The organism is Streptomyces sp. NPDC044571, from assembly GCF_040647115.1.
In the GTDB taxonomy this organism is placed as follows: Bacteria; Actinomycetota; Actinomycetes; order Streptomycetales; family Streptomycetaceae; genus Streptomyces.
The window spans coordinates 107299-116868 of record NZ_JBEZBN010000001.1 but is presented as its reverse complement, the minus strand read 5'-3'; the positions used below and the strand labels follow the sequence as shown (position 1 = coordinate 116868).

Sequence of the window (9570 nt, the reverse complement as noted above, 5' to 3'; positions counted from 1 at the left end):
CCGGCCGCTACCGCGCCGGCCGCTACCGCGCCGGCCGCTACCGCGCCGGCCGCTACCGCGCCGGCCGCTACCGCGCCGGCCGCTACCGCGCCGGCCGCTACCGCGCCGGCCGCCCTACGGGGTGTGGATCAGCCGGCGCGTCGCAGCCGTGGCCACCGCCGCGGTACGGGAGTCGACGCCGAGTTTGGCGTAGACGTGGACCAGGTGGGACTTGACCGTGGCCTGGCTCAGGAACAGCCGCTTCGAGATCTGCTGGTTCGACAGGCCGTCCGCGACCAGCTGGAGCACCTCCAGCTCGCGCTTCGTCAGCGCCGACGCGGGCGTGCGCATACGGTCCATCAGCCGCAGCGCCACCGCCGGGGCCAGCGCCGACTGCCCCGCCGCCGCCGTGCGCACCGCGGCCGCCAGCTCCTCCGGCGGGGCGTCCTTCAGCAGGTACCCCGAGGCGCCCGCCTCCACGGCCGCCAAGATGTCCGCATCGGTGTCGTACGTGGTCAGCACCAGCACGCGGGGAGCCCCCGGGCGGGCCGTGATCAGGGCCGTCGCCGCCGAGCCGTGCATCCCCGCGCCGAACTGGAGGTCCATCAGGACCACGTCCACCGGCTCGGACGCGGCCAGCTGCACCGCCCGCTCGGCGGTGGCGGCCTCCGCGACCACCGCGAAGTCCGCCTCCGTGTCCAGCACTGCGCGCAGCCCGGCCCGCACCACCGGGTGGTCGTCGGCCAGCAGGAGCCGGATCGTCATGGGGCGGCCTCCAGGGGCAGCGGAAGGGTGACGGCCACGGCGGTGCCCTGGCCCGGTGCGGACTCCACGGTGAACAGCCCGCCGAGGCTCTCGGCCCGCGCCCGCATGGCGGGCAGGCCGAAGCCGCCGTCCCCCGAGGGCGCCGACCGCGGGTGCCTCCCGGCCGTGGCCGGGGGAGGGTCGAAGCCGTCCCCGTCGTCCACCACGTCCAGCGTGACCGAGGCGTCCATGAAGGTCAGGGTGATCTCCGCCCGCCCCGCCCCCGCGTGCCGCACCACATTGGCCAGCGCCGACTGCGCGATCCGCAGCAGCGCGACCTCGTACGGGGTGGGCAGCACCCGCGGGGTGCCGCTCAGGCTGAACCGGACCCGCGGCCCGGGGGCGGCCGTGCACAGCCGCTCCAGCGCACCGGCGAGGGAGCCGTGCTCCAGGTCCGGCGGGGTCAGGGCCCGTACGAAACGACGCGCTTCTGCGAGGTTGTCCTGCGCCGCCCCCCGCGCCGCGCTGATGTGCTCCCGTGCCGCCGCGTCCTCGGGCAGGGTGCGCTCCGCAGCCCGCAGCAGCAGCTGGATCGAGGACAGCCCCTGGGCGAGGGTGTCGTGGATCTCCCGGGCCAGCCGCTCCCGCTCCGCGAGGACGCCCGCGCCCCGCTCGGCCGCCGCCAGTTCGGCGCGCGTGGTGATGAGCTCCTCGATCAGCTCGCGGCGCCGCTCGCTCTCCCGGTACAGCGCCTGGTAGCCCAGTACGGTCGCCACCGCCACCGCCCCGCCCAGCAGCGGCCCGAGGAAGGCGCCGGGCACCACCGCGCGGCTGTGCGCCAGGAAGCCGCCGATCGCCGCGCAGGCCGTCACGGCGACCGCCGCGACCCCCCAGCGGAGCCGCAGCAGGTGCAGCTCCAGGAAGTACAGCGGGAACGCGATCCACAGCCCGTCGGGGGAGAGGGCGAGCAGCCCCGCCCAGGCCGCGCCGAGCCCGGCCAGCCACACCGCCCCGGCGCGCGCGTCGCGGCGTACCGCAGGGGCCCGTACGCCTGCCAGGTAGACGGCGGCCAGTACGGTGCACGCCGCGGCCACCCACCCGGCGCGGGGCGCGGAATCGGTGACGGCGCGCCCGGCGGCCAGCGCGAGCAGCGCGAACAGCAGCGCGTGCAGGCACAGGCGCAGGATGAGGGAGACGGGCGTCAGGGGGCGCGGAGCAGGGGAATCCGGAAGAGCCATGGCCCGACCAGCGTACGTGCGCGCCCGCGGGCCCCGGTCAATCGAAAGTTTGATGTCGGGATGCGTCCTTCGATACCGGGTTCGCCACCGTGGCGCGATGCCCCGCACCCCCGGCGAGGACCAAGGTGGGGGCATGTTCGTCGCATGGAGAGATCTACGGTTCGCGAAGGGCCGCTTCGCCCTCATGGGTTCGGTGGTCCTGCTCATCACCTTGCTGGTGGGCCTGTTGTCGGGGCTCACGGCGGGGCTGGCCCGGGAGAACACCTCGGCGGTCACCGGCCTGCCCGCCTCGCACCTGGCCTTCGCCGCACCCGCCGGGGGCCGGGAGGTGTCCTTCACCCGGTCCCAGGTGCCCGAGAAGGCCTGGCGGGCCTGGCGGGCGCAGCCGGGCGTACGGTCGGCGGAGCCGCTCGCCATCCGGACCACCGATGCCGCGGCGGGCGAGCGGACGGCCGCCGTTTCCGTCTTCGGCGTCGACCCGGCCGGCCCCCTGGCACCGCGCGGGGCCGGCCTCGCCCGGGGGCGGGTCGTCCTCACGGAGAAGGCCGCGAAGGAGCTCGGCGGCCTCACCGCGGGCGCGCGGCTGAGGATCGGGCCGCTCGACCTGACCGTGGCGGCCGTCTCCGGCACCGCCGCCTACAGCCACACGCCCGTCGTGTGGACGGACCTGGGCGACTGGCAGCGCCTCGGCAACCCCGCCGCCGCGGACACCCTCGCCACCGTGGTCGCCCTCGACGCGCCGGACGCGTCCGGCCCCGCCCTCGCCGCCGGCGACCGGGCCGCGGGCACCGCGGCCCGGACCGTCGACGAGGCGCTCGGCGCCATAGGGTCCTACCAGGCCGAGAACGGCTCGCTCCAGCTGATGCGCGGCTTCCTCTTCGCCATCTCCGCCCTGGTCATAGGGGCCTTCTTCACCGTGTGGACCATCCAGCGCAGTGCGGACGTCGCCGTGCTGAAGGCCCTCGGCGCCTCCACCCCGTACCTGCTGAAGGACGCCCTCGGCCAGGCCGTCGTGATGCTCGCGATCGGCACCGGGCTCGGTACGGCGCTCGCCGCCGGGTTCGGCGCGCTGATCAGCGGCGGCGACGTGCCCTTCGTCCTCGCCACCGCGACCGTGCTGGCACCCGCCGGGATCATGATCGTGCTCGGTGCCCTCGGCGCGGCCCTGTCCATCCGGCGGATCACCTCCGTCGACCCGCTGACCGCCCTCGGGAGCGCCCGATGACCCTGCTCGTGCACGATGTCACGCTCACCTACCCGGACGGCGAGGGCCGGCTCACCGCCCTCGACCGGGTCCGGCTGGAGGTGCCCGCGGGCACCCTGACGGCGGTGATCGGGCCGTCCGGCTCCGGCAAGTCCAGCCTGCTCGCCGTCGCCGCCACCCTGGTCACCCCCGACTCGGGGCAGGTGGTGGTGGCGGGCCGGGACACGGCCCGGCTCAGCGCCGCCGAGAAGTCGGCCCTGCGCCGCGAGGAGATCGGCATCGTCTTCCAGCAGCCCAACCTGCTGGCCTCGCTCACGGCGGCCGAGCAGCTCCAGGTGATGGCGCACCTCTGCGGCCGCCCGGCGCGGGCGCTGCGCCGCCGGGCCCTGGAACTGCTCGACGCGGTGGGCCTGGCCGACAAGGCCGACAAGCGCCCCCACCAGCTTTCCGGGGGCCAGCGCCAGCGGATCAACATCGCCCGCGCCCTGATGAACGAGCCGGCGGTGCTGCTGGTCGACGAGCCCACCAGCGCCCTGGACCACGAGCGCGGAGCGGCGGTGCTCGACCTGCTCGTCACCCTCACCCGGGAGCGCTCCACGGCCACGGTCCTGGTGACCCACGACCACGCCCACCTGGACCGCATGGACCGCACCGCGACGATGACGGACGGCCGCCTCACGCTGCCGGACAAGCAGCCGGCCCCGGCGTCCTGAGCCGCCCCCGCGGACCCGGTTCGCCGCCCGGCCCGCCCGCGGTTGGGCACGCATCGGCCCCGGCGGCCCTCGAAGCGGAGGGCGCCGGGGCCGGAGTACGTCCGCAAGCCTTCAGGCAGGGCTCTGGCTCTGCAGGGCCACGGAGAGCTCGGCCGCCACGTTCTGGAGGATCGGCACGATCGAGTCCGTCAGCGCCTCGGTCACCCGGCCCGCCGGACCGGAGATCGAGATGGCGGCGGCGGTCGGCGAGTTCGGTACGGAGACCGCGAGGCAGCGGACCCCTATCTCCTGCTCGTTGTCGTCGACGGCGTACCCCGCCTTGCGGACCTGCTCCAGCGCGTCGAGGAAGCCCTCGGGCGTGGTGATGGTCTTCTCGGTCGCGGCGGGCATGCCGGTGCGCGCGAGCAGGGCCCGCACCTCGTCGGCGGGCGTGTACGCGAGCAGCGCCTTGCCGACACCGGTGGAGTGCGGCAGCACCCGGCGGCCCACCTCGGTGAACATGCGCATCGAGTGCTTGGACGGCACCTGCGCCACGTAGACGATCTCGTCGCCGTCGAGCAGGGCCATGTTCGCCGTCTCGCCGGTCTCCTCGACCAGGCGGGCGAGGTAGGGCCGCGCCCAGGTGCCGAGCAGCCGCGCCGCGGACTCGCCGAGGCGGATCAGCCGGGGGCCGAGGGAGTACCGTCGATTGGTCTGCTGGCGGACGTAGCCGCACGCCACGAGGGTGCGCATCAGGCGGTGGATGGTCGGCAGGGGCAGACCGCTGGCCGCGGACAGCTCGCTGAGGCCGACCTCGCCCCCGGCGTCGGCCATCCGTTCGAGCAGGTCGAAGGCGCGCTCAAGGGACTGGACGCCACCGCCGGCGGCGGTGGTCTTGGCGGAAGCGTCGGTGGTGCTGGCGCTGGACGTCGGCACGGCGCGGTCCTTTCGGTGCTGGCAGGCAAGGAAGCAGCCTACCGGTCGGTCGGCGTCGGCCCTAGGGCCGGGGCAATGCCGTCCCCGCCGGTCAGAGGCGGTTTGTCCGGGTGGCGGACGTCCTCGGGAAGTTACCTGGCCGACCCCGGGTGGTGATAGCTACATTCTGAATAGTGAAATCCTAATTCCATGCTGTGGAAACATCCAATTGCGAGGAAGCTGTGTCGGTGCTCTGTCCGGCCGCTCTTGACTGGCCCTGGATCGCGGTGAAGACTCCGTCAACAGAACGTTGAATTTCGCTCTGTGGAAGTAGATGGGGAGGTTCCGGCGTGTCCGACGACGTGGAACTGGTACTGCGCTCGACTCGCGTCATCACCCCCGAGGGGACGCGCGCCGCTTCGGTCGCCGTCGCCGCCGGGAAGATCGTCGCCGTACTGCCGCACGAGGCCGAGGTGCCCGCCGGCGCCCGCCTGGAGGACTTCGGCGACGACGTCCTGCTCCCCGGCCTGGTCGACACCCACGTGCACGTGAACGACCCGGGCCGCACCGAGTGGGAGGGCTTTTGGACCGCCACCCGCGCCGCCGCGGCCGGGGGCGTCACCACGATCCTCGACATGCCCCTCAACTCCCTTCCGCCCACCACCACCGTGGACCACCTGCGCGTCAAGCAGGAGGTCGCCCGCACCAAGGCGCACGTGGACGTCGGCTTCTGGGGCGGTGCCCTCCCGGACAACGTCAAGGACCTGCGCCCCCTGCACGACGCCGGCGTCTTCGGCTTCAAGTGCTTCCTGTCCCCGTCCGGCGTCGACGAGTTCCCCCAGCTCGACCAGGAGCAGCTGGCCACCTCGCTCGCCGAGATCACCGGCTTCGGCGGCCTGCTGATCGTGCACGCCGAGGACCCGCACCACCTGGAGTCCGCCCCGCAGACGCCCGGCCCCAAGTACACCGACTTCCTCGCCTCCCGCCCCAAGGACGCCGAGAACACCGCGATCGAGAACCTGATCGCCCAGGCGCAGCGGCTGAACGCCCGCGTGCACGTGCTGCACCTGTCCTCCTCCGACGCACTGCCGCTGATCGCCGCCGCCAAGGCCGAGGGCGTGCAGATCACCGTCGAGTCCTGCCCGCACTACCTGACCCTGACGGCCGAGGAAGTGCCGGACGGTGCCAGCGAGTTCAAGTGCTGCCCGCCCATCCGCGAGGCCGCCAACCAGGACCTCCTGTGGGACGCGCTCGCCGACGGCACCATCGACTGCATCGTCTCGGACCACTCGCCGTCCACGGCGGACCTGAAGACCGACGACTTCCTCACCGCCTGGGGCGGCATCTCCTCCCTCCAGCTCGGACTGCCGGCGATCTGGACGGAGGCGCGCCGCCGCGGCCGCACCCTGGAGGACGTGGTCCGCTGGATGTCCGCCGCCCCCGCGAACCTCGCGGGTCTGGCCCAGAAGGGCGCCATCGAGGCCGGCCGGGACGCCGACTTCGCCGTCCTGGCCCCCGAAGAGACCTTCACCGTGGACCCGGCCGAGCTGCACCACCGCAACCAGGTCACGGCGTACGCGGGCAAGACCCTGCACGGCGTCGTGAAGTCCACCTGGCTGCGCGGTGAGCGGATCGCCGACCACGGCACCCCGACCGAGCCCACCGGCCGACTCCTTGAAAGGCAGAACTGACAGTGGCACAGCGTTCGACTCCTTTGGCTTCCTTCACCGGTAACGCGAACCCCTACGGAGGCGGAGACCCGTACGCCGACTACCGCACCGCGGAGTTCCCGTTCACGCAGTTCGCCAACCTGGCCGACCGTCAGCTCGGCGCCGGTGTCATCGCCGCCAACGACGAGTTCTTCGCCCAGCGCGAGAACCTGCTGATCTCCGAGGCCGCCCACTTCGACCCCGAGGACTTCGGCCACAAGGGCAAGGTCATGGACGGCTGGGAGACCCGCCGCCGCCGCGGCGTCTCCGCCGAGCAGCCCTGGCCGACCGCCGAGGACCACGACTGGGCGCTCGTACGCCTGGGCGCCCCCGGCGTCATCCGCGGCATCGTCGTCGACACCGCCCACTTCCGCGGCAACATGCCGCAGGCCGTCTCCGTCGAGGGCGCGAACTGGGAGGGCGCCCTCGCCCCGACCCCCGAGGAGCTCCTCGGCGACGACGTGAAGTGGACGACCCTCGTCCCGCGCACGCCCGTCGGCGGCCACGCGGCCAACGGCTTCGAGGTCGACGTCGAGCAGCGCTTCACGCACCTGCGCGTCAACCAGCACCCCGACGGCGGCATCGCCCGCCTGCGCGTCTACGGCGAGGTCCTGCCGGACCCGAAGTGGCTCGACGCGCTCGGCTCCTTCGACGTGGTCGCGCTGGAGAACGGCGGTGCCGTCCAGGACGCCTCCAACCGCTTCTACTCCCCGCCGACCAACACCATCAACCCGGGCCGCTCCCGGAAGATGGACGACGGCTGGGAGACCGCGCGCCGCCGGGACAACGGCAACGACTGGATCCGCTACCAGCTCGTCGCCGAGTCGGAGATCCGCGCCGTCGAGATCGACACCGCCTACCTCAAGGGCAACTCGGCCGGCTGGGCCTCCCTGTCCGTCAAGACGGGCGAGGAGGGCGAGTGGACCGAGTTCCTGCCGCGCACCCGCCTGCAGCCCGACACCAACCACCGGTTCGTGCTGGACACCCCGGCGGTCGGCACGCACGTGCGGATCGACATCTTCCCGGACGGCGGCTTCTCCCGCCTGCGGCTGTTCGGTTCGCTCACCGAGCAGGGCGCGGCCGCGCTGACGGCCCGCCACCAGGAGCTGGGCGGCTGACGCCACCCGTATGACCGCCCCGGGGGCCGACACCCCCGGGGCTCGTCCGTTTCGGCTGCGCTTCCTGCGTTCGGGGATTCCGCGCTGCGGTTCCTGCGCCGCGGTTGCTGCGCTGGGGTTCCTGCTCCGGGGTCCCCGCGTTGCGGTTTCCGCGGGAATCCGGCCGTGCGTCCGTGCGCGCCGCACCGGTGGGATCCGTGCCGCCCGGGAGTCTGAGCACGAGCAGCAGCAGACGACACCGCGGCGACAGCGGAACCGGACGCAAGGAGCGCACAGCCATGGGCAAGCTGACCCTCACCACCTTCCTGACCCTCGACGGCGTGATGCAGGCCCCCGGAGGCCCGGACGAGGACCGCAGCGACGGGTTCGAGTACGGCGGCTGGCTGGTGCCGTTCGCCGACCACGGGATGGAAGCCTTCGTCAAGGAGCTCTTCGACCGTGCCGGGGCCTTCCTGCTCGGCCGGCGGACGTACGAGATCTTCGCCGGGTACTGGCCGCAGGTCACCGACCCCACGGATCCGGTCGCGAGCCGTCTGAACGGCCTGCCGAAGTACGTCGCCTCGACCACGCTGACGAGCCCGGCCTGGCCCGGGACCACCGTCGTCGACGGGGAGCAGCTGCAGAGCGAGATCGTGCGGGTCAAGGACGCACTGGAGGGGGAGCGGGAGCTCCAGGTGCACGGCAGCGGGCAGCTGGCGCAGTGGCTGCTGGCGCGGGACCTGGTGGACGAGCTGAACCTGCTGGTGTTCCCGGTCTTCCTGGGCGCGGGCCGTCGGCTCTTCCCGAGGGGCGGGCTGCCGACGGCCTGCGAACTGACCGGCTCGCGCACCACGCCGAACGGCACGGCGATCAACACCTACCGCCCCACGGGCCGCGCCACCTTCGGCAGCTTCTGAGCGGGCTCCGGCGCACGCCGGCTCCGGCGCACGCGGGGCCGGGCGGACGCGACCGGGTCAACGGGTCGACCCGGATGGCCGGATCGGATAGTTTCAGCGTGCATCCGTGTGAGCCGCCGAAGTCTCCACCCGCCACACGCCGTTGGAGAGCCCGGTGACCTCGTACACCCTCGTCGAACGACCCGCCGTCCCCCGCCGGGCCTGGCTCGACGATCTGCCGGTGCTCGCCGTCGCCGTCGTATGGGGCGCCAGCTACCTCGCCGCCAAGGGGATCACCACCGCGCACACGGTGGTCGCCGTGCTCGTGCTGCGCTTCTCGCTGGTGCTGCCCGTCCTCGCCGTCGCCGGCCGGCGACGCCTACGGGCGCTCACCGGCCGGCAGCTGCGCGGGGCGGGGTTGCTCGGGCTGGTGCTCGGCGCCATCTTCCTGCTGGAGACCTACGGGGTCGTCCACACCTCCGCCACCAACGCCGGGCTGATCATCAGTCTGACCATGATCTTCACACCGCTGGCCGAGGCGGCCGTGCAGCGCAAGGCGCCGTCGGCCGCCTTCCTCGGCGCGGCCGCCGTCTCCGTCGCCGGGGTGGTGCTGCTCACCCAGCAGGGCGGATTCACCGTTCCCGGCCTCGGGGACCTGCTGATGCTCGCCGCCGCGCTCGTCCGGACCCTGAACGTGCTGCTGACCGCCCGCACCGAGGCCGTCCAGGGCGCCGACCCGCTGTCCCTGACGACCGTGCAGCTCGGCGGCGCCGTGCTCGTCTTCGCCGTACTGGCCGCCCTGCCCGGCACCGGTGGAAGCCCCTGGGCCGTCGCCCTCTCCTTCGGTCCCGGGCAATGGGCCGGACTCGTCTTCCTCTCCGTCTTCTGCACCCTGTTCGCCTTCTTCGTGCAGACCTGGGCCCTGCGCCGCACCTCGCCCTCCCGGGTCAGCCTCCTCCTCGGCACCGAACCCCTCTGGGCGGCCGTGGCCGGCATCGCCCTCGGCGGCGAACACCTGGGTGCGGCCGGCCTCGCGGGCGCCGCGCTCGTCCTCGGCGGCACCGCCTGGGGCCGCCGGGCCGTGGCCGGATGACCT

General features: G+C 73.6%; 9 protein-coding genes. 6 read left to right on the top strand and 3 right to left on the bottom strand.

Features of this window, described 5'->3' with window-relative positions:
• Nucleotides 1–114 precede the first annotated feature (114 nt).
• Nucleotides 115–744, bottom strand: coding sequence for a response regulator transcription factor (locus AB0B01_RS00460; RefSeq protein WP_361711504.1), 630 nt, complete (start codon nt 742–744; stop codon nt 115–117).
• A complete protein-coding gene (locus AB0B01_RS00455; protein WP_361711503.1) occupies nt 741–1961 on the bottom strand; it encodes a sensor histidine kinase in 1221 nt (406 codons plus the stop codon). Before AB0B01_RS00455 ends, AB0B01_RS00460 begins: the two co-directional genes overlap by 4 nt.
• Before the next feature lie 133 nt (nt 1962–2094).
• On the opposite strand from AB0B01_RS00455, the gene AB0B01_RS00450 reads away from it, so the two are divergent.
• Both AB0B01_RS00450 and AB0B01_RS00445 read left to right on the top strand, forming a co-directional pair.
• Complete coding sequence (locus tag AB0B01_RS00450) at nt 2095–3186, top strand: ABC transporter permease (RefSeq protein ID WP_361711501.1); 1092 nt, start codon at nt 2095–2097, stop codon at nt 3184–3186.
• Nucleotides 3183–3878, top strand: a complete 696-nt coding sequence (locus tag AB0B01_RS00445) for an ABC transporter ATP-binding protein (RefSeq protein WP_361711499.1) — start codon at nt 3183–3185, stop codon at nt 3876–3878. Before AB0B01_RS00450 ends, AB0B01_RS00445 begins: the two co-directional genes overlap by 4 nt.
• 111 nt (nt 3879–3989) lie before the next feature.
• On the opposite strand, the gene AB0B01_RS00440 is transcribed toward AB0B01_RS00445, so the two are convergent.
• Complete coding sequence (locus AB0B01_RS00440; protein WP_361711497.1) at nt 3990–4793, bottom strand: IclR family transcriptional regulator; 804 nt, start codon at nt 4791–4793, stop codon at nt 3990–3992.
• Between the two features lie 329 nt (nt 4794–5122).
• On the opposite strand from AB0B01_RS00440, the gene allB reads away from it, so the two are divergent.
• From allB to AB0B01_RS00420, 4 genes are all read left to right on the top strand, one after another.
• Nucleotides 5123–6463: an allantoinase AllB gene (gene allB / locus AB0B01_RS00435; protein WP_361711496.1), complete on the top strand. Its 1341-nt coding sequence runs from the start codon at nt 5123–5125 to the stop codon at nt 6461–6463.
• 23 nt (nt 6464–6486) lie between these two features.
• Nucleotides 6487–7599 (top strand): allantoicase, encoded by a 1113-nt coding sequence (gene alc / locus AB0B01_RS00430; protein WP_361711494.1) that lies wholly within the window; start codon nt 6487–6489, stop codon nt 7597–7599.
• A gap of 278 nt (nt 7600–7877) precedes the next feature.
• Nucleotides 7878–8495: a dihydrofolate reductase family protein gene (locus tag AB0B01_RS00425; protein WP_361711492.1), complete on the top strand. Its 618-nt coding sequence runs from the start codon at nt 7878–7880 to the stop codon at nt 8493–8495.
• 154 nt (nt 8496–8649) lie between these two features.
• On the top strand, nt 8650–9567 hold the full coding sequence (locus AB0B01_RS00420; RefSeq protein WP_361711490.1) for a DMT family transporter: 918 nt from the start codon (nt 8650–8652) through the stop codon (nt 9565–9567).
• The last annotated feature ends 3 nt before the right edge of the window (nt 9568–9570 follow it).

Bases quoted from the DNA above. Each gene is read 5' to 3' on its own strand.
- AB0B01_RS00460 (WP_361711504.1), bottom strand. From the start codon at position 744: ATGACGATCCGGCTCCTGCTGGCCGACGACCACCCGGTGGTGCGGGCC.
- AB0B01_RS00455 (WP_361711503.1), bottom strand. From the start codon at position 1,961: ATGGCTCTTCCGGATTCCCCTGCTCCGCGCCCCCTGACGCCCGTCTCC.
- AB0B01_RS00450 (WP_361711501.1), top strand. From the start codon at position 2,095: ATGTTCGTCGCATGGAGAGATCTACGGTTCGCGAAGGGCCGCTTCGCC.
- AB0B01_RS00445 (WP_361711499.1), top strand. From the start codon at position 3,183: ATGACCCTGCTCGTGCACGATGTCACGCTCACCTACCCGGACGGCGAG.
- AB0B01_RS00425 (WP_361711492.1), top strand. From the start codon at position 7,878: ATGGGCAAGCTGACCCTCACCACCTTCCTGACCCTCGACGGCGTGATG.